Genomic DNA, 18,839 nt, shown 5'->3' with positions numbered 1-18,839 from the left:
ACGGGCCCGTGTCCGGGGCCGGAAGGTGAGAGCTGAATCACTGGACGAGCGGGCATCGGTCAGGTAAGCCTCGGTTAAGTTAGGTCCGCCTCACCAGGCCGCCCCACGCCTCCACCCTCGCCAGGAGCCCTCATGCGCCCCGCCCGCCTCACCGTCTTCACCGCGGCCGCAGCCGTCGCCGCGCTCGCCGCCGTCACCGGCTGCGCGCAGAAGAGCGACAAGGGCGAATCGGACGCGATCCGCGTGAACGCGACCGACAGCGCCTGCGAGGTCTCGAAGACGGACTTCCCGGCGGGCAAGGTCTCCATCGAGGTCGAGAACAAGGGCTCCAAGGTCACCGAGCTGTACGTGCTCTTCCCGGACGACCGCATCGTCGCCGAGCGCGAGAACATCGGCCCCGGCACCAAGGCCACCATCACCGCCGAGATCAAGGCGGGCGACTACCTCTTCACCTGCAAGCCCGGCATGAAGGGCGACGGCATCCGGACCAAGGTCAAGGCCACCGGCAAGGGCGCCGCCGAGAAGCGCAGCCCCGAGCTGGACGCCGCCGTGGCCGCGTACCGCAAGTACGTCCAGGAGCAGGCCGACGAGACGATGCCGAAGGCCCAGGCCTTCGCCGACGCCGTCAAGGCCGGGGACCTGGAGGCCGCGAAGAAGGCCTACGCCCCCTCCCGCCTGGGCTGGGAGCGCACCGAGCCGGTCGCCGAGTCCTTCGGCGACATCGACCCGAAGGTCGACGTCCGCGAGGACGGCCTGGAGGCCGGCCAGGACCCGGCGAAGGACTGGACCGGCTGGCACCGTCTGGAGAAGGCCCTCTTCCAGGACGGCAAGATCGGCGACGACGAGAAGAAGCTCGCCGACACCCTGATGACGGACCTCACCGCCTGGCAGAAGAAGGTCGGCGAGGCGGAGATCACCCCCACCTCCATGGCCAACGGCGCCAAGGAGCTGCTCGACGAGGTCGCCACCGGCAAGGTGACCGGCGAGGAGGAGCGCTACAGCCACACCGACCTGGTCGACTTCAAGGCCAACGTCGAGGGCGCCGAGAAGTCCTACGAGCTCCTCAAGGCCGTCACCGCGAAGAACGACCCGGAGCTCGCCAAGCAGCTGGACACCCAGTTCACCGCGCTGAACACCCTCCTGGACAAGTACCGGGCGGACAAGAACGGCTACGAGTTCACCTCGTACGACAAGGTCGGCGAGACCGAGCGCAAGGAGCTCTCGGACGGCGTCAGCGCCCTGGCCGAGCCGCTCTCGAAGCTGGCCGCCGCGGTCGCCAAGTAGTCCACAGCCAGGCAGAGCGGGAGATCCCACCATGACCGACGCCCAGGAGCCGCAGGTGACCGAGGCCCCGGAGTCCACCGAAGGCGCCGCCGCGCCCTCGCGCCGTGCCGTCCTCGGCTGGGGCGGGGCCGGGCTCGCGCTCGGCGCGGCCGCGGCCGGCGGCGCCGTGGCCGCCTTCAACGGCGGCTCGGACATCACCCCGGCGGCCTCCGCCGGGGCGGCCGTGCCGTTCCACGGCGAGCACCAGGCGGGCATCGCCAGCGCCGTCCAGGACCGGCTGCACTTCGCGGCCTTCGACGTGAAGACGAAGGACCGCGGGGAACTGGTCAAGCTCCTCAAGGACTGGACGGCCGCCGCCCGGCTGATGACGGCCGGCCTGCCGGTCGGCGACGTGTACGAGGGCGTCCCCGAGGCCCCGCCGACCGACACCGGCGAGGCCCTGGGCCTCAAGCCCTCCCGCCTGACCCTGACCTTCGGCGTCGGCCCGGGCCTGTTCGCCAAGGACCGCTTCGGCCTGGAGGGCAGGCGCCCCGAGGCCCTGGTGGACCTGGAGGCCTTCCCCGGCGACAACCTGGACCAGGCCCGCTCCGGCGGCGACCTGTGCGTCCAGGCCTGCGCCGACGACCCGCAGGTCGCCGTGCACGCCATCCGCCAGCTGGCCCGCATCGGCTTCGGCAAGGTCGCGGTGCGCTGGTCGCAGCTCGGCTTCGGCAAGACCTCCTCGACCACGCCCGACGAGCAGACCCCGCGCAACATGATGGGCTTCAAGGACGGCACCCGGAACATCGCCGGCACCGACACCGCCCGCCTGGACAAGCACGTGTGGGTCGGCGCGGGCGACGGCAGCGACTGGATGACCGGCGGCTCGTACCTCGTCGCCCGGCGCATCCGGATGCACATCGAGACCTGGGACCGCACCTCGCTGCGGGAGCAGGAGGACATCTTCGGCCGCGACAAGGGCGAGGGCGCGCCGGTCGGCAAGTCCAAGGAGCACGACGAGCCGTTCCTGAAGGCGATGAAGCCCGAGGCGCACGTGCGCCTCGCGCACCCCGACAGCAACGACGGGGCGACCATCCTGCGCCGCGGCTACTCCTTCACCGACGGCACGGACGGCCTGGGCCGCCTCGACGCGGGCCTGTTCTTCCTGGCCTACCAGCGCGACGTCCGCAAGGGCTTCGTCGCGATCCAGCGCCGGCTGTCGAAGAACGACGCGCTGAACGAGTACATCCAGCACGTGGGCTCGGCCGTCTTCGCCGTCCCGCCGGGCGTCCGCGACAAGGACGACTGGTGGGGCCGGGCGCTGTTCGCGTAGGACCTTCCGGAGAGGAAACGCCGTGTTCGGCAACTATCTGATCGGCCTGCGCGAGGGCCTCGAAGCCAGCCTGGTCGTCTGCATCCTGGTCGCCTACCTGGTGAAGACCGGGAACCGGGCCGCGCTGCGGCCCGTGTGGCTCGGCATCGGGATCGCCTGCTCGATCTCGCTGGCGTTCGGCGCGCTGCTGACCTTCGGCACGCAGGAGCTGACCTTCGAGGCGCAGGAGCTGCTCGGCGGCAGCCTGTCGATCGTCTCGGTCGGCCTGGTGACGTGGATGGTCTTCTGGATGAAGAAGACCGCGCGGCACCTGAAGAGCGAGCTCCAGGGCAAGCTCGACGCGGCGCTCGCCATGGGCACCGGCGCGCTGGTCGCGACCGCCTTCCTGGCGGTGGGCCGCGAGGGGCTGGAGACGGCGCTGTTCGTGTGGGCGTCGGTGCGGGCCAGCGGCGAGGGCTCGTCGGCGCCGCTGATCGGTGTGCTGCTGGGCATCGGGACGGCCATCGTCCTGGGCTGGCTGTTCTACCGGGGCGCGCTGAAGATCAACCTGTCGAAGTTCTTCACGTGGACCGGCGGAATGCTGGTCGTCGTGGCGGCGGGCGTCCTCGCGTACGGCGTCCACGACCTCCAGGAGGCCGGGTTCCTCGGCGGCCTGCAGAACAAGGCGTTCGACATCAGCGCGGCGATCCCGCAGGACAGCTGGTACGGGGTGCTGCTGAAGGGCGTCTTCAACTTCCAGCCGGACCCGACGGTGGTGCAGCTGGTGGTCTGGAGCCTGTACCTGGCGGCGGTCCTGACCCTGTTCCTCCTCCCGGCCCGCGTGCGCGGCGCGGCACCGGCCCCGGCCCCGGCCGCGGTGAAGTAGCCCGCAGCAGCCCGCCCCCTCATGACCCGGCGCCCGGTTCGCTCCCCCCTCCGCGGGGGCGAACCGGGCGCCGGCGCGTGCGGGGCGCGGCTACCCGCGGCCGATGTACGGCATGGCGGTCGCCATCACCGTCGCGAACTGGACGTTCGCCTCCAGGGGGAGCTCCGCCATGTGGAGGACGGTCCGGGCGACGTCCGCCGCGTCCATCACCGGCTCCACCGCCAGCTGTCCGTTCGCCTGGAGGATCCCGGTCTGCATCCGCGCCGTCATGTCCGTCGCCGCGTTGCCGATGTCGATCTGCCCGCAGGCGATCCGGTACGGCCGCCCGTCCAGCGAGAGCGACTTCGTCAGGCCCGTCATGGCGTGCTTGGTCGCCGTGTAGGCGATCGAGTGCGGCCGCGGGACGTGGGCCGAGATGGAGCCGTTGTTGATGATGCGCCCGCCCTGCGGGTCCTGCTCCTTCATCACCCGGAACGCCGCCTGCGCGCAGAGGAAGGACCCGGTGAGGTTGACGTCGACCACCCGGCGCCAGTCCTCGTGGGCGATGTCCTCCAGCGGGACCCCGGCCGGGCCGAAGGTGCCGGCGTTGTTGAAGAGGAGGTCGAGGCGTCCGTAGCGGGCCCGGACCGTCTCGAACAGCGCGGTCACGTCCGCCGGGTCGGCGACGTCCGCCCGGACCGGCAGGACGTCCGCGGTCCCGCCCGCGGCGGCGGTCTCCTCCAGGGGCTCGGTCCGGCGCCCGGCCACGGCCACCGACCAGCCGGCCCCGGCGAGGGCGAGGGCCACGGAGCGGCCGATCCCGGATCCGGCGCCGGTCACTACAGCGATCTTGTTCCCACGTGCGCTCATGGGGCCGCAGAGTACGTCACAGCGGACATCCGGCCCGGAACGTTCCGACAGCTGAGAGCATGGGTCGGTCAGGGGTGCATAAAAGCAGATGAAAAGACTGGAGTTCCGTATGTCGGAGAGAGGCCCCTCCGCGGCCCCCTCGCACGAGCACGACCCCTCACCCGCCACCGCCCCTCCCGCAGCCCCCCTGACGGCCGCGCGCCGTACCGGCCTGCTGGTCACCTTCATCCTGGGCGGCCTGACCGCCCTCCCCCCGCTGTCCATGGACATGTACCTCCCGGCCCTGCCGGAGGTCACCGCCGCCCTGCACAGCCCGGCCGCGACCATCCAGCTCACCCTCACCTCCTGCCTCGCCGGCATGGCGCTCGGACAGCTGGTCGTCGGGCCCATGAGCGACAAGTGGGGGCGGCGCCGCCCCCTGCTGACCGGGATGGCGGTCTACGTCCTCGCCACCGCGATATGCGCCCTCGCCCCCTCCGCCGAACTGCTGATCGGCTTCCGGCTGCTCCAGGGCCTGGCCGGCTCGGCGGCCATCGTCATCGCCCGGGCCGTCGTCCGCGACCTGTACGACGGGGTCGAGATGGCCCGCTTCTTCTCCACCCTGATGCTGATATCCGGCACCGCCCCGATCATCGCCCCGCTGATCGGCGGCCAGGTGCTCCGCTTCGCGGACTGGCGCGGGGTCTTCGTCGTCCTGACCGCCGTCGGCCTCGCGCTGACCCTGGTGGTCTGGCGCGGGCTCGGCGAGACGCTGCCGCCCGAGCGGCGCCAGACCGGCGGCGTGGGCGCCGCGCTGCGGACCATGCGGGGGCTGCTCTCCGACCGGGTCTTCGCCGGGTACACCCTGGCGGGCGGCTTCGCCTTCGCGGTGCTCTTCTCGTACATATCCGCCTCGCCCTTCGTCGTGCAGGAGATCTACGGCGCCTCCCCGCAGGCCTTCAGCCTGCTCTTCGGCCTCAACTCCGTCGGCCTGATCGTGGTCGGCCAGGTCAACGGCAAGCTGCTGGTCGGCCGGGTCAGCCTGGACAAGGTCCTCGCCGTCGGCATCGCCGTGCTCACCACGGCCTCGGTTGCCCTGCTGCTGATGTCCACCGGGGTGTTCGGGGAGGTCGGGCTGGTCCCCGTCGCCGCCGCGCTGTTCGTGCTGATGTCGGCGATGGGCCTGGTCCTGCCGAACACCAACGCGCAGGCGCTGATGCGCACCCCGCACGCCGCCGGATCGGCGTCCGCCCTGCTCGGCACCTCCTCCTTCCTCGTCGGTGCGGTGGCCTCCCCGCTGGTCGGGATCGCGGGCGAGCAGACGGCCGTGCCGATGGCCCTGGTCCAGCTGAGCTGCTCGCTGCTGGCGGCCGGCTGCTTCCTCGCCCTGTGCCGCCCCTGGCGGGAGCGGGAGCCCATGGCCGCACCGGCCGGGCGGGCCGCGCCGTAAACTTCGCTGGTGAACGCCACCGCCCCCACCACCGCCGAAACCCTCCGCAGCGCCCTCGGCGGGCTGCTCGACGGACTCCCGCAGAAGCAGGCGGCGGCCGCCGTCGAGCGGCTCATCGCCAACTACCGGGGCACCACCCCCACCGACGCCCCCGTGCTGCGCGACCGCTCCGACGTCGCGGCGTACGCGGCGTACCGGATGCCGGCCACCTTCGAGGCCGTGCGCTCCGCGCTGGACGGGCTCGCGCAGGCCGCGCCGGAGTGGGTGCCGGGCTCGCACGTGGACGTGGGCGGCGGGACCGGGGCGGCGACCTGGGCCGTGGACGCCACCTGGGACGGGCCGCGTTCGACCACGGTCCTGGACTGGGCGGAGCCGGCGCTGGCCCTCGGCCGGGAACTGGCCGGCCGCTCCTCGTCCGACACCCTGCGCGCGGCCGAGTGGCGGCGGGCCGTGATCGGGACCGGGATCGCCCTGCCCGACGCGGACCTGGTCACCGTCTCGTACGTGCTGGGCGAGCTGACCGGGCAGGCCCGCCGGGCGGTCGTCGCCGAGGCGGCCCGCGCCGGCCGGGCCGTCGTCCTGATCGAGCCGGGCACGCCCGAGGGGTACCTGCGCATCCGCGAGGCCCGCGACCAGCTGATCGCCGCCGGGTTGAAGGTCGCCGCGCCCTGCCCGCACGACGGGGCCTGCCCGATCGAGGTCGGGCAGGACTGGTGCCACTTCTCGGCGCGGGTCAGCCGCTCCTCCCTGCACCGGCAGGTCAAGGGCGGCTCCCTCCCGTACGAGGACGAGAAGTTCAGCTACGTGGCCGCGACCCGCTTCCCCACGGCGCCGGTCCCCTCCCGGATCACCCGGAGGCCGCAGATCCGGAAGGGGCTCGTCCTGCTGGACCTGTGCGGTCCCGAGGAGACGGGGCTGGGCCGGGCCACCGTCACCAAGCGGCACGGCGGCCTCTACAAGGCGGCCCGGGACGTCGAGTGGGGCGAGCAGTGGCCCCCCGCCGACCCGGGCCGGCAGCTCTAGGCCGGTCGGCCCCGGGAGTCGCGGCCCAGGGCCTGTCGGCGCCCTAGGGCCGCAGCTCCTGGGTGCAGCACTTCACGCTGCCGCCGCCCTTGAGCAGCTCCCCCAGGTCCATCGGGATCGGCTCGAAGCCGCGCTCGCGCAGCGGCGCCAGCAGCCCGGTCGCGGCCTGCGGCAGCAGCACGTGCCGGCCGTCCGAGACGGAGTTCAGGCCGAAGGCGGCGGCGTCCGGGGCGTCCACGAGCAGGGCGTCCGGGAAGAGCCGGCGCAGCACCGCCTGGCTGCCCGGGGAGAAGGCCGGCGGGTGGTACATGATCTCGTCGCCGTCGAGCACGCACAGCGCCGTGTCCAGGTGGTAGTAGCGCGGGTCCACCAGGTCGAGGCCGATGACGGGGCGGCCGAAGAACTCCTGCGCCTCGTCGTGCGAGAGCGGGCTGGAGCGGAAGCCCCGGCCCGCGAGGATGAAGCCGGCGGTGACGGCGAAGTCGCCCTCGCCCTCGTTGACGTGCGAGGGCTCGTGGATGTCGGTGAAGCCGTTGGCGCGGAACCAGTCGAGGTGGATCTCCGCCTCGGCGGTGCGTTCCGGATAGGCGAAGCGGGCGCCGAGGACCCGGCCGTCGACGACGAGGGCGCCGTTCGCGGCGAAGACCATGTCGGGCAGGTCCGGTGCCGGCTCCAGGGTCTCGACGGTGTGCCCCAGGGAGAGGTAGCGGTCCCGCAGGTCCTCCCACTGGGCGAGTGCGAGGGGCAGGTCCACCGGTTTCGTGGGGTCCATCCACGGGTTGATGGAGTACGTGACCTTGAAGTGTGCGGGTGCGCACATCAGGTAGCGCCGGGGTGTGGCGTCTCTGCGCAAAGAAGGCTCCTCACGACTGCGGACTCACGGTACGGGTGTGTACGGAGAGAATCGTCTCCCCTCAGGGTGCGGCCGCACAGTGAACCGATCGGGTGATTTACCACAACGGCCGGGAGACGAGACGTCTCGGCCGGGTTGGTACGTTGGGCCGATGAGCAAGCCTCCGGACTCCAGCCGCCGCAGCGAACGCTCCCGGCGCGCCATCCTCGACGCCGCCCTCGCCCTCGTCGGGGAGGTCGGCTACGACAAGCTGACCATCGAGGCCATCGCGGCCCGCGCGGGCGTCGGCAAGCAGACCATCTACCGCTGGTGGCCCTCCAAGGCCGCCGTCCTGCTGGACGCCTCGCTGGCGCTGTCCGGCGAGGCCTGGGCGGACTCCGGCTGGGCCGGGTTCCCCGACACGGGCGACCTGGCGGCCGACCTGAAGACCGTCCTGCGGGCCACCGTGGACGAGTTCGGCGACCCCCGGTACGAGGCCCCCACGCGCGCCCTGACGGCGGCCGGGGCGACCGACCCCGGCCTGGCCGCGCGCTTCACCGAACAGCTGCTGGAACCCCAGCTCGCCCTGTACGAGGCGCGGTTGCGGGCGGGACAGGAGGCCGGGCAGCTCGCGGCGGACGCCGACGTCCGGCTGGTGGTGGAGATGCTGGTGGGGCCGCTGACGTACCGGTGGCTGATGCGGACCGCTCCGGTGACGCACGCCTTCGCGGACGCGCTCGTCGACGCCGTGCTGGGCGGCGTGGCAAAAGTCACCGTCCGATAGCCGGACGCCCGGTGACCTCGGCAAGGCCGAGAACATATGGCCGGATTGAGCCGTTATCGGGGGAAGTAGGCCCCGGGGCCCGATCGGGGGTGCGGTCACCGGGCCCCCGGGATGGTGGGACCATGGAATGGTCTGCCGGGGCAACGGTGAGGTGAGGGGATAGATGGGGTCTGAGTCCGGCCGCGTCAAACGCGGCGAGCAGAGCAGGATCTCCCAGTGGCTGCGCCGCCGCGCGAAACCCGCTCCCGAGGACCCCGGCAGGGAACGCGAAGCGCTCCTCCTGGCCGTCGCCGCCGCCGGACTCCCGGTCGCCCCCGCCGCCCATCCCGTCGGGTACCGCTGTTCGTGCGACCGCATCGGCTGTCCCACGCCGGCCCGGCACCCGGTCTCCTTCGCCTGGCAGACCCAGTCGACCACCGACCGCGCCCAGATCGAGCGCTGGGCCCGCAGCCAGCCCCAGGCCAACTTCATCACCGCGACCGGCATGGTCCACGACGTCCTGGACGTCCCCCTCGAAGCCGGCCGCAGCGCCCTGGAGCGCCTCCTCGCCGCCGGTGTCGAGGTCGGCCCGGTCGCCGAGTCGGGCGGTACGGGCGACCACGCCCGGATGCTCTTCTTCACGGCCACCCGCGGCACGCCCGAGGACGAGGACGAGTGGTGGCCCTGCGAGCTGGACTGCCACCCCGAGACCATGGACGAACACCCCGGCCTGCGCTGGCACTGCCGCGGCAGCTACGTCCTGCTGCCCCCGGCCGCGCTCCCCGGCGACTTCTCCGTGGCCTGGGTGCGCGACGTCCGCCAGCCGCTCCCGGACCCCCTGACCCTCCTGGAGACCCTCACGGACGCCTGCGCCCAGTACGCGGGCGCGGCGGACCAGACCCCGTCGGCGGTCGCCTGGCCCCTGGGCCGCTGACCGCCCGCTGCGCGGGGGCTCCCTCCCCGCGCAGCGCCGGCCCGGTCAGTGGATCCGGCTGACCACCACGTCCAGGGACCAGGCCCTGCCCGCCTTCGCCGGGGCCTCGGCCTCGACCACGTACCCGAGGTCGCGCAGCGCGGCGACCAGCTCCGCCGGCCCCGCCGGCTCGGCTCCGGCCAGGAGCAGGTCCCGGACCAGACGGCCCTTCGTGGCCTTGTTGAAGTGGCTCACCACCGACCGCTTCTCCACGCCGTCCACCATCTGCGCGTGCAGCACCCGCACCGTGGCCGTGCGCCCCGCCGTCTCGCCCTTCGGCTTCCACGCCGACGCGTACGCCGACGAGCGCAGGTCCAGCACCAGCCCGTCCCCGGCCGCCTCCGGCATCACCTCGGCCATCGGCGTCCGCCAGTACGCGCCCAGCGCGCCCAGCGCCGGCAGCTTCACGCCCATCGAGCACCGGTACGAGGGGATCCGGTCGGTGACCCGCACCGCGCCCCACAGCCCCGAGAACACCAGCAGCGTCCGCTCGGCGATCGCCCGCGCCGACGCGGACAGCCCCGCCAGGTCCAGGGCGTCGTACAGCACCCCGGTGTAGACCTCCCCCGCGGGCCGGGCCGGCGCCGAGCGCAGTGCGGCGTTCTTCGCGACCTCGCCGCGCAGGCCCTCGCTCAGCCCCAGCACCTCGCGCGCCTTGAGCTCGTCGCCCGCGCACAGCTCGGCCAGCTCCTCCAGTACGGCCGCCCGCGCCCCGGCCAGCCCGGGCAGCGACAGCGACGCGGGGTCGAGCGGTGCGCCGGAGCCGCCGGCGGCCTTTCCCTCGGAGGGCGGCAGCAGCACGAGCACGGTGGTTCTCCTATCGGTGGCACGACGCGGGGGGTGCGGCCCCCGAGCCAGGGTAGACGTCCCGCCGTCGGCCGGTCACGGGCGAACGGCCACGGCGGCGCCCCCGGCCGCCGGGGCCGGGGGCGGGCCGTGGCCGCCGGTGGGGGGTCGTGGTGGGCGGTGCTGCGTCGCCCTTCCCTGCTGTGGTGCAGGACGACTGTCCGGCGCGCCGCCGGTCCGCGTCCAGCTGTTTCGAGGAGGTTCGAAAGACCTGGACACCTCCTCACCCGCTCAGTAGGAGGGAGCCCAGCGAGGTCGCCGTGTGCAGGACCGAGTTCCGGTGCCGGGTCGAGCTGATCAGGCCCGCCGCGCGCAGCACGGAGGTGTGGTGGCTGACCGAGGCCTGCGACATCCCCACCAGCCGGGCGAGCTCCGATGTGCTGCGGGAGCCCTCGCAGGTGTGGTGCAGGATCTCCGAACGGGTCCGCCCGATCAGCGGCACGAGCTTGCGCCCGGCGGAGTCGCCCGGGGCGCGCGTGCGCCGGGCGGGATAGGTGAGCACGGGCGGGAGCTCGGGGTCGAGGAGCGACACGGGGGTGCGGGCGCGGAACAGGGTGGGGACCAGGAGCAGGCCCCGCCCGTTGAGGTGGAGTTCCTGGTCCACCGGGTACTGGACCTCCAGCACCGGCGGCCTCCACCGCATGCCCGGCCCCAGTCCCGACAGGACGCCCTCGATCCCCGATTCGGCGGCCGTCTTCGCCTGCGCCGCGTACTCGGCCCGGACCGTCGTCCTCATCGTCTGCTCCAGCGGCGCCACCGCCGCCGCGTGGTAGCCGCGCAGGGCCGCGGCGAGGTCCCGCAGCGCGTCGGGGCGGCCCGCGGCGAGGTCCCGCGTCCAGGGCGGGAGGGTCCCGCCGGCCCCGAGGACCTCCAGGTCGCCGCGCAGGTGGCGGGCGGGGGTGGCGGTCAGGGCGTCGAGGCCCTGCTCGATCTCCGGGGACCCGTCGGAGGGGGTGAGGAAGTCGGGGAAGTAGCCGAGCGGACGCACCAGGGGCAGGAGGACCCGCAGGCTGGCGGCCTGCCGGGCCAGGACCGCGCGGCCCCAGGCCTCGGCCGCCGGGTTGCCGCTGCGGTGCTGGAGCATGCGCAGGCTCAGCACCGTCTCCCACAGCGGGTCGGGCCGGCTGGCCACGCTCGTGCGCGCCAGGTCGGCTCCCGTGAAGTGAATCCGCAACAACATGCGCCGCCCCGTGAATGAGTTCCGATCGGTTCCGGTGGGTTCGGGCGATCCGCCCCCCACATTGCGCCCCGGCCGGGCGCCTCGTTCCAGGAGGTTTCACGCCGTCGTGCGCGGCCGTTTCCGCGCCGTGTTCCGGTGAGCGGACCCCGGCGCGGAATTCCGGACACCCGCGTACCGGGCCCCGTCCCGGGCGGCCCCGTGCGCGGCCGCCGAGAAGATCTCCCGGGCAGGACATACGCTCGGTCCATGCCACGCCGCCACATGCACATGGCCGGTGCGGACGGTGCCGCCCTGGGCGCCGCGCTCCGGGGGCTGCGGACGCGACTGGACGTGCCCGACGCCTTCCCGGCGGAGGTGCTCGCCGAGGCCGAACGGGCCGCCGCCGCCGCGCTGCCGCCCGCCGAGGACGCCACCGGCATCCCCCTGTTCACCATCGACCCGCCGGGCTCCGTGGACCTCGACCAGGCCATGCACCTGGCGAGACGGCCGGGCGGCGGCTACCGCGTCCACTACGCCATCGCCGACGTCGCCGCCTTCGTCGCCCCCGGCGGGGCCCTCGACGCGGAGGCGCACCGCAGGGTCACCACCCTCTACTTCCCCGACGTCCGGGTACCGCTGCACCCGCCCGTGCTCTCCGAGGGGGCGGCCAGTCTGCTGCCGGACCGGACCCGCCCGGCCCTGCTGTGGCGGCTCGACCTGGACTCCGACGGCCGGGTGGAGGACACCGACGTCCGCCGCGCCCTGGTCCGCAGCCGGGCCCGGCTCGACTACGAGGGGGTCCAGAAGGCCGTCGACACCGGCACCGCCGAACCCGCCCTGGCGCTGCTGAAGGACATCGGAACGCTGCGCGAGGCCCTGGAGACCGAGCGCGGCGGGATCTCCCTGAACGTCCCCGAGCAGGAGGTCGTGGCGCAGGACGGCTCGTACCGCCTGGCCTACCGGGCCCCGCTGCCGGCCGACGGCTGGAACGCCCAGGTCTCCCTGATGACGGGCATGGCCGCCGCCGACCTGATGCTGGCCTCCGGGACCGGGATCCTGCGGACCCTGCCGCCCGCCCCCGACGGCGCGGTGGGGCGGCTGCGCCGGGCCGCGAAGGCCCTGCGGATCGACTGGCCGCACCACGTCCCGTACGCCGCGCTGGTGCGCTCCCTGGACCCGCGCCTGTCGGCGCACGCCGCGTTCCTCCAGGAGTGCACGGCCCTGCTGCGCGGCGCCGGGTACACGGTGTTCACCGGCGGCGAGCGGCCCGACCCCGCCGTCCACGCGGCGGTCGCGGCGCCGTACACGCACTGCACCGCCCCGCTGCGGCGGCTGGTCGACCGCTACGCCGGAGAGCTGTGCCTGGCCGCGGCGGCCGGGGTGGCGGCCCCCGCGTGGGCGGTGGAGGCGCTGGCGGCGCTGCCGCGGGAGATGCAGGCGGGGGCCCGGCTGGCCAACTCCGTGGAGCGCGAGTGCGTGGACCTGGTCGAGGCGGCCGTGCTCAAGGACCGCGTCGGGGAGACCTTCGAGGCGACGGTCATCGACGTGGAGGAGCGGGACCCGCGGATCGGGACGGTCCACCTGGAGGAGCCGGCGGTGGTGGGCCGGGCCGAGTCCCCGGCCGGGCCCCTGCCGCTGGGCGACCGCGTCCGGGTCCGCCTGACCCGGGCCGACCCGGGCACGGCCAAGATCCTCTTCGCGCCGGCCTAGGTAGGGCCCGGCGCGGCCTGGGCGGCCGGCTGTCGCAGGGCCGTGACCAGGGCGCGGGGGTCGTCGGCGTGGAAGCGGACCGTACGGGCCCGCGCGCGGGCGCCGAGCGGGCGGCGGAAGTCCAGCGGGCGGTTCAGCTCCAGGGTGACCGTCGTCTGGCTGCCCACGATCAGGTCGAGCACCCCGTCGTCGGAGAGGCTGACCAGCCGGCCCTCCGGGTAGCGCCGGTCGACCCGGGCCGAGGCCACCGCGTCCGGCGGGACGGTGAGGTCGAACAGGGCCCCGTAGCGGATCCGCAGCGTCCCGTCGGGCCGCACGACGTGCGGGCGGGTGACGCAGGCGGCGTGCAGGGCCAGCACCAGCAGCACCCCGTAGACGTCGAGCACGAGCACCACCCGGTCCAGGGCGGGCCAGGGGATGAGCAGGGCGAGCCCGACGGTCTCGATCAGCGACACGAAGAGCAGCCCGTACACCATCGCCGTCTGCGGTCCGGTGTAGGCGGCGGCGAGGTCCCCCGGTCGCACCCCGTGCGGCCGGCGCGCCACCCACCGCCCCAGCGAGGCGCAGGCCCGCAGCTCGTGCAGCAGCAGCCGGCGCACCGGCTCCGGGACCACGGCCCGTGCGGCCTCCCGCCAGGAGCCGGTGCGCCGCCGCAGCGCGTACAGCACCCCGGCCTCCAGCAGCAGCACCCCGATCACCAGCGCCTCCGCCCCGGCGGTCACCCACCCGGGCGGCCGCACCCCGGCCGCGAGGCATCCGGCGAGGGCCGGCTCGCCCGGTACCGCGGCGGCGGCCGCGATCCGGGCCGCGCGCACGGCGCTCACGCCGGCCCCTTCCCGGTGAAGGCCGCCGTCACCCGGCGGACGACCTCCGCCTGCGCGGGGGTGTACTCGGCGAGCAGCGCCTCCCCGAACCCGGGGACGACGGGCCCGTCGGACGGGATCGCGGCGAGGGCGGCGGCCGGTACGGCGTCGACCATCGCCTCCGCGAGCGGGCCGATCCGGGGGTCGTCGGCGGGGGCGTCGGCCAGCTCGTCGAGCCGCTCGTACAGGGCGAGCACGGCGGGGTCGGCGGCCAGCGGCCCGAGGGCGGCGTACAGCTCCTGCCCGGCGGCGCCGGTGGCGTCGAGCAGGGTCAGGTGTTCCCGGTCCTTCGCGGCGGCCGGGGAGTCCGTCGGCGGGGCCTTGGCCAGCAGCGCGGCGAGGGCCGGGGAGACCGGCTCGCCCTCGCCGGGCCCGGCGGCGAGCAGCGCCGCGAGGCGTGCGCGCCGCCCGGCCAGTTCGGCCTGCTGCCGGGCGAGGTCGGCGTCGAGCTCCCCGAGCACCTCGGCGAGCTCGCGCCCCGCGTCGTCCGCGAGGACGTCGCGCACCTCGTCCAGGCCCAGTCCGAGCTCGGTGAGCCGGCGCACCCGCGCCAGGTGCACGGCGTCGCGCACGGTGTAGACCCGGTAGCCGTTGGCCCGCCGCTCCGGCTCCGGGAGCAGCCCGACATGGTGGTAGTGCCGGACCGCCCGGGTGGTGACCCCGACCAGTGCGGCGATCTCTCCGATCCGCATGCCCCTCAGTAGAAACCCTGCCGCTGCGTCAAGGTCAAGCCGCTCCCGGCAGCCGGTAGCATGGTCGGCACGACAGACGAGTCGGCCGGGCGGCCGCGTCGGGGTCCCCGGACCCCGCCGAGGAACGTCCGGGCTCCACAGGGCAGGGTGGTGGGTAACGCCCACCCGGGGTGACCCGCGGGACAGTGCCACAGAAAACAGACCGCCGGGGACTTCGGTCCCCGGTAAGGGTGAAACGGTGGTGTAAGAGACCACCAGCGCCTGAGGTGACTCAGGCGGCTAGGTAAACCCCACCTGGAGCAAGGTCAAGAGGATCCGTCCCCGGACGGGTCTGCGCGAACGCTTGAGGGCTGCCCGCCCGAGTTCGCGGGTAGACCGCACGAGGCCGGCGGCAACGCCGGTCCTAGATGGATGGCCGTCTCCCCGGCGACCGCGAGGTCTCCGGGCGACAGAACCCGGCGTACAGGCCGGCTCGTCTGTTGTTCCCCCTCCGTTCGGAGTACCGCGAACGCCCCTCGCAAGGGCGCGCGATGGTGCACCCTCGCACCCATGACGGATCACCCCGCTCTCGCGGCCTGCGCGGCCGCGCACATACGCGACCTCGCCGCCGCGACCTCCGACCCCCGCAACGCCTACGCGAGCCACGCCGACCTCGCCTCCGTGACCGGGAGCCTGCTCGCCCTCGCCCAGCACCTCGAAGACGCGCTGCGGCACCTGGCCCAGCACGTCGAGCGGCACGACAGCGACTGGGACACCGCGGACGCGGAGCGGCGGCTGCCCCGGCAGGTGGCCCGGGCGGCGAGCGACAGGGCCCGGTCCGCCGAGGCCGAAGCCCGCAACATGGCCCGCGCGCTGGGCCGGGCCGTCGAGGAACTCGGGCGGCTCAGGCCCGCCCCCTGACCCCGGCGCGGTGGACGGCCGGGCCCCCGCCCCCGGAACTTCCGGTGACGGGGGCCTTCCGGGCGGGCGCCGCCCTACCGCAGGTGCGAGGTGTCGTTGAGGAGCCGGACCGAGGCGTTGCCGTCGGCGTAGTAGGCCACCGCCGAGAGGGAGGCCGCGGAGAGCTCCATCTTGAACAGGGCCTCCGGCGGGGCCCCCAGGGCGAGCCGGACCAGCGTCTTGACCGGGGTCACGTGGGTGACCAGCAGCACCGTGCGGCCCGCGTACGCGGACAGCAGCCGGTCCCGGGTGGCCGAGACCCGGCGGGTGACGGCCGCGAAGCTCTCCCCGCCGCCCGTGGGGGCGGCCTTCGGGGAGTCCAGCCAGGCCTGGAGGTCCTCCGGGAAGCGCTCCCGCACCTCGGCGAAGGTCAGGCCCTCCCAGGCGCCGAAGTCCGTCTCGCGCAGGCCCTCTTCGACGGTGACCGGCAGCCCGAGGCGGTCGGCGACCGCCTGGGCGGTCTCGCGGCAGCGGCGCAGCGGTGAGCTGACGACGGCCTGTACGGTGCCCCGCGCGGCCAGCGCCCCGGCGACGGCGGCGGCCTGCCGCCGGCCGGCCGGGGACAGCTCCGGGTCGGTGCCCCCGCTGCCGGAGAACCGCTTCTGCGGGGTCAGGGCGGTCTCCCCGTGCCGCAGCAGCACGAAGGTGGCCGGGGCCCCCATGTCGGGCCCGCCCCAGCCCGTTCCGGTGCCTCCGGCGGTGCTCGGGGGCCGCTCGGCGGCGGCCGGACCGGATCCCGGTACGGGCGCACCCGCCGGGCGGGCCGGGGCGGGGGCGCCCGCCGGTGCCAGGGCCTCGGCACCGCCGAAGAGGGTCCCCGCCTCGGACACGGCCGCACCGCGCGCCGCGCGCGCGTCGGAGGCGTCGCCGGCCGTCGCGGATCCGGACGCGCCGACGGAGGACGTCCCGGCGGCCCCGGAGGCACTCCGCGCCGCCCGCAGGTCGGCGCCGGAGGCCGTCGCGGAGGCCGTCCCACCCGCTTCCGCCGCACTGCGCGCCGCACCGGCGGCCCCGGAGCCCGGCGCGCCGGACCCCGTGCCTGCGCCGGAGGCCAGGGCGGCCCGGACCGCGGCCGCGCCCTTGGCCGCGTCGCCCGGGGGGCCGGCCGGGGCGAGGTCGGCCGTGGAGGCGGAGGGTTCCCACTGCTTTCCGCGGTGGCCCGCGTCCATCGCCTCGTTGGCGAGGCGGTCCGCGTGCTTGTTTCGCTCGCGCGGGATCCACTCGTAGGTGACCTGCCCGCGCGGCAGGACCGCCGCGGCCTCGGCCGCCAGCGGCTTCATGTCGGGGTGCTTGATCTTCCAGCGGCCCGACATCTGCTCCACGACGAGCTTGGAGTCCATCCGGACCCGGACCACCGCGTCGGGGTCCAGTTCACGGGCGGCCTTCAGCCCCGCGATCAGCCCCCGGTACTCGGCGACGTTGTTCGTCGCGATGCCGATGAACTCGGCGCGCTCGGCCAGGGTCTCCCCCGTGACCGGGTCCAGGACGACCGCGCCGTAGCCGGCGGGGCCCGGGTTGCCCCGGGAACCGCCGTCGGCCTCCACGACGAAACGCGGCATCAGATGCCCGAGTCCGCCGCACGGACGAGGATGCGGCCGCAGTTCTCGTGGCGCACGACCTGGTCGCGGGCGGCGGCCTTGATCTCGTTGACCTCGGCCAGGTCGAGCTCCAGGCGGCAGCCCTCGCAGCGGCGCTGGTACAGGCGCGCGGCGCCGACCCCGCCCTGCTTGACGCGGATCTTCTCGTACAGGGCCATCAGGTCGGCCGGCATGGAGCCGACGATGACCTCGCGGTCCTTGGTGACCTTCGCGGCCTCGGCGTCGAGCTCGCCGGTGGCGGCGTCGCGGCGGGCGGTGGCGTCGGACAGCTTGGACTCCAGCGCGGAGACGCGCTCGGTGATCGCGGTGACGCGCTCCTGGGCGCCCTCCAGGCGCTCCATGACCTCCAGGACGACGTCCTCCAGGTCGGCCTGCCGCTTGGCGAGCGAGGCGACCTCGCTCTGGAGGTTGGCCAGGTCCTTGGCCGAGATGCCGGCGCCCGACTCCAGGCGCTGCTGGTCGCGGGCCGCGCGCTGGCGGACCTGGTCGACGTCCTGCTCCGCCTTGGTCTGCTCGCGGGCGGCGTCGCTGGCCTGCGTCTGCGCGGCGACGAGCAGGTCGCGCTGCTGGCTGAGGTCCTTGGTCAGGGAGTCGACCTCGGCGTGCTCGGGCAGCGACTTGCGCTTGTGGGCCAGCTGAGACAGCCGGACGTCCAGGGCCTGGACGTCGAGGAGTCGGATCTGGTCGGCGGGCTCGGCGTTCAGTTGGGGGCTCCAGAGACACTAGAAGGGGTGGTTTCGGACGGCGCGTGCGCCGTCCACGGGTCGGTGACCGTGCGCGAGACGTGGGTCCGAAGACCCCAGCCGTGGCGCTCGGAGACGGCGTCGAGCTGGGCCGCGGCCTGCTCGCACCAGGGCCACTCCGTGGCCCAGTGGGCGGCGTCGACGAGGGCGAGCGGGCTCTGCTCGCGGGCCTCGGACACCGGGTGGTGGCGCAGGTCTGCGGTGAGGAAGGCGTCCACGCCGGCGGCGCGGACCTGCGCGAAGAGGCTGTCGCCGGAGCCGCCGCTGACGGCGACGGTGCGGATCAGCGCATCGGGGTCGCCGGCCGCGCGGACGCCCTGGGCGGTGCGCGGGAGCCGGGCGGCGGCGCGGGCGGTGAACTCGCGCAGGGTCTCGGGGTGGTCCAGCTCGCAGATCCGGCCGAGGCCGCGGCGGCCGGACGGGTCGGTCGGGTCGGGCACGAGCGGGCCGGTGACGCGCAGGTCGAGGGCGCCGGCGAGGGCGTCGGAGACCCCGGGGTCGGCGGTGTCGGCGTTGGTGTGGGCGACGTGCAGCGCGATGTCGTTCTTGATCAGCGTGTGCACGACGCGGCCCTTGAAGGTGCCCGCCTCGACGGTGGTGGTGCCGCGCAGGTAGAGGGGGTGGTGGGTGACGACCAGGTCGGCGCCGAGCTTCACCGCCTCGTCGACGATCTCCTGGACGGGGTCCACGGCGAACATCACCCGGGTGACCTCGGCATCGGGGTCGCCGCAGACGGTGCCGACGGCGTCCCACTGCTCGGCCCGCGAGGGGGGCCAGAGAGCGTCCAGCGCGGCGATGACTTCAGAGAGAGAGGGCACGGGCCAAGGCTACCGTCCGTGGCGACCGCCCAGCCTGTCCCCCGGGCTGGGGGCGGACGGGGAGCGGGAAGGACGGACGGGGTCACCGGGCGCCCGGTGGGGCGCCCGCCGTCGCACCCTGAGGCAAGGCTTACCGCATCT

General features: G+C 74.6%; 18 protein-coding genes and 1 other RNA gene. 10 read left to right on the top strand and 9 right to left on the bottom strand.

From position 1 onward, the window contains the following. The first annotated feature begins 132 nt into the window (after positions 1-132). From efeO to efeU, 3 genes are read left to right on the top strand one after another with little or no spacing between them, the layout of a single operon-like run. On the top strand, positions 133-1,284 hold the full coding sequence (gene efeO, locus ACIRBY_RS09440) for an iron uptake system protein EfeO (RefSeq protein WP_403898408.1): 1,152 nt from the start codon (positions 133-135) through the stop codon (positions 1,282-1,284). 31 nt (positions 1,285-1,315) lie between these two features. Then, entirely contained in the window at positions 1,316-2,596 is a 1,281-nt protein-coding gene (efeB, locus tag ACIRBY_RS09435; RefSeq protein ID WP_403898405.1) for an iron uptake transporter deferrochelatase/peroxidase subunit, read from the top strand. A gap of 22 nt (positions 2,597-2,618) precedes the next feature. Continuing rightward, on the top strand, positions 2,619-3,461 hold the full coding sequence (gene efeU, locus ACIRBY_RS09430; protein WP_403898402.1) for an iron uptake transporter permease EfeU: 843 nt from the start codon (positions 2,619-2,621) through the stop codon (positions 3,459-3,461). A gap of 90 nt (positions 3,462-3,551) precedes the next feature. Here the strand turns inward: efeU and ACIRBY_RS09425 are convergent, their stop codons facing one another. Further along, a complete protein-coding gene (locus ACIRBY_RS09425) occupies positions 3,552-4,310 on the bottom strand; it encodes an SDR family oxidoreductase (protein ID WP_403898399.1) in 759 nt (252 codons plus the stop codon). A 109-nt stretch (positions 4,311-4,419) separates the two neighbouring features. On the opposite strand from ACIRBY_RS09425, the gene ACIRBY_RS09420 reads away from it, so the two are divergent. Then, a complete protein-coding gene (locus tag ACIRBY_RS09420; RefSeq protein ID WP_403898397.1) occupies positions 4,420-5,739 on the top strand; it encodes a multidrug effflux MFS transporter in 1,320 nt (439 codons plus the stop codon). Positions 5,740-5,748: 9 nt separating this feature from the next. Continuing rightward, positions 5,749-6,762 (top strand): small ribosomal subunit Rsm22 family protein, encoded by a 1,014-nt coding sequence (locus ACIRBY_RS09415; protein ID WP_403898395.1) that lies wholly within the window; start codon positions 5,749-5,751, stop codon positions 6,760-6,762. A 43-nt stretch (positions 6,763-6,805) separates the two neighbouring features. Here ACIRBY_RS09415 and ddaH read toward each other — a convergent pair whose 3' ends face one another. After that, on the bottom strand, positions 6,806-7,615 hold the full coding sequence (gene ddaH / locus ACIRBY_RS09410; protein ID WP_366452808.1) for a dimethylargininase: 810 nt from the start codon (positions 7,613-7,615) through the stop codon (positions 6,806-6,808). 151 nt (positions 7,616-7,766) lie between these two features. On the opposite strand from ddaH, the gene ACIRBY_RS09405 reads away from it, so the two are divergent. Next, the gene (locus ACIRBY_RS09405) at positions 7,767-8,378 is read left to right on the top strand and encodes a TetR/AcrR family transcriptional regulator (RefSeq protein WP_403898392.1); all 612 of its coding nucleotides are present in this window, start codon (positions 7,767-7,769) and stop codon (positions 8,376-8,378) included. A 163-nt stretch (positions 8,379-8,541) separates the two neighbouring features. Then, positions 8,542-9,291: a bifunctional DNA primase/polymerase gene (locus tag ACIRBY_RS09400; RefSeq protein WP_403898389.1), complete on the top strand. Its 750-nt coding sequence runs from the start codon at positions 8,542-8,544 to the stop codon at positions 9,289-9,291. Positions 9,292-9,336: 45 nt separating this feature from the next. Here the strand turns inward: ACIRBY_RS09400 and yaaA are convergent, their stop codons facing one another. Then, positions 9,337-10,137, bottom strand: coding sequence for a peroxide stress protein YaaA (yaaA, locus tag ACIRBY_RS09395; RefSeq protein ID WP_403898386.1), 801 nt, complete (start codon positions 10,135-10,137; stop codon positions 9,337-9,339). A 262-nt stretch (positions 10,138-10,399) separates the two neighbouring features. Beyond that, the gene (locus ACIRBY_RS09390) at positions 10,400-11,356 is read right to left on the bottom strand and encodes an ArsR/SmtB family transcription factor (RefSeq protein ID WP_403898384.1); all 957 of its coding nucleotides are present in this window, start codon (positions 11,354-11,356) and stop codon (positions 10,400-10,402) included. Positions 11,357-11,602: 246 nt separating this feature from the next. On the opposite strand from ACIRBY_RS09390, the gene ACIRBY_RS09385 reads away from it, so the two are divergent. Further along, complete coding sequence (locus tag ACIRBY_RS09385; RefSeq protein ID WP_403898382.1) at positions 11,603-13,045, top strand: RNB domain-containing ribonuclease; 1,443 nt, start codon at positions 11,603-11,605, stop codon at positions 13,043-13,045. Here the strand turns inward: ACIRBY_RS09385 and ACIRBY_RS09380 are convergent. Both ACIRBY_RS09380 and ACIRBY_RS09375 read right to left on the bottom strand, forming a co-directional pair. Further along, entirely contained in the window at positions 13,042-13,869 is an 828-nt protein-coding gene (locus ACIRBY_RS09380; RefSeq protein ID WP_403898379.1) for a hypothetical protein, read from the bottom strand. The genes ACIRBY_RS09385 and ACIRBY_RS09380 overlap by 4 nt on opposite strands. Then, positions 13,866-14,600 carry a MerR family transcriptional regulator gene (locus ACIRBY_RS09375; RefSeq protein ID WP_403898377.1) on the bottom strand — a complete coding sequence of 245 codons (735 nt, stop codon included), beginning with the start codon at positions 14,598-14,600 and terminating at the stop codon, positions 13,866-13,868. The genes ACIRBY_RS09380 and ACIRBY_RS09375 overlap by 4 nt, the downstream gene beginning before the upstream one ends. Positions 14,601-14,677: 77 nt before the next feature. Here ACIRBY_RS09375 and rnpB point away from each other — a divergent pair. Both rnpB and ACIRBY_RS09365 read left to right on the top strand, forming a co-directional pair. Continuing rightward, positions 14,678-15,079, top strand: an RNA gene (gene rnpB, locus ACIRBY_RS09370) — RNase P RNA component class A. Positions 15,080-15,149: 70 nt separating this feature from the next. Next, entirely contained in the window at positions 15,150-15,500 is a 351-nt protein-coding gene (locus tag ACIRBY_RS09365; protein WP_403898375.1) for a hypothetical protein, read from the top strand. A 74-nt stretch (positions 15,501-15,574) separates the two neighbouring features. Here the strand turns inward: ACIRBY_RS09365 and ACIRBY_RS09360 are convergent, their stop codons facing one another. From ACIRBY_RS09360 to ACIRBY_RS09350, 3 genes are all read right to left on the bottom strand, one after another. Then, positions 15,575-17,098 (bottom strand): bifunctional RNase H/acid phosphatase, encoded by a 1,524-nt coding sequence (locus ACIRBY_RS09360; RefSeq protein WP_403898372.1) that lies wholly within the window; start codon positions 17,096-17,098, stop codon positions 15,575-15,577. Further along, positions 17,098-17,478, bottom strand: a complete 381-nt coding sequence (locus tag ACIRBY_RS09355; protein ID WP_403898370.1) for a zinc ribbon domain-containing protein — start codon at positions 17,476-17,478, stop codon at positions 17,098-17,100. The genes ACIRBY_RS09360 and ACIRBY_RS09355 overlap by 1 nt, the downstream gene beginning before the upstream one ends. Positions 17,479-17,837: 359 nt before the next feature. Beyond that, positions 17,838-18,698, bottom strand: a complete 861-nt coding sequence (locus ACIRBY_RS09350; protein ID WP_403898366.1) for a Nif3-like dinuclear metal center hexameric protein — start codon at positions 18,696-18,698, stop codon at positions 17,838-17,840. Positions 18,699-18,839 lie beyond the last annotated feature (141 nt).

It is taken from the genome of Streptomyces sp. NPDC096136, assembly GCF_044763325.1.
Lineage (GTDB): Bacteria > Actinomycetota > Actinomycetes > Streptomycetales > Streptomycetaceae > Streptomyces.
This window is presented reverse-complemented; position numbering and strand designations above follow the sequence as displayed.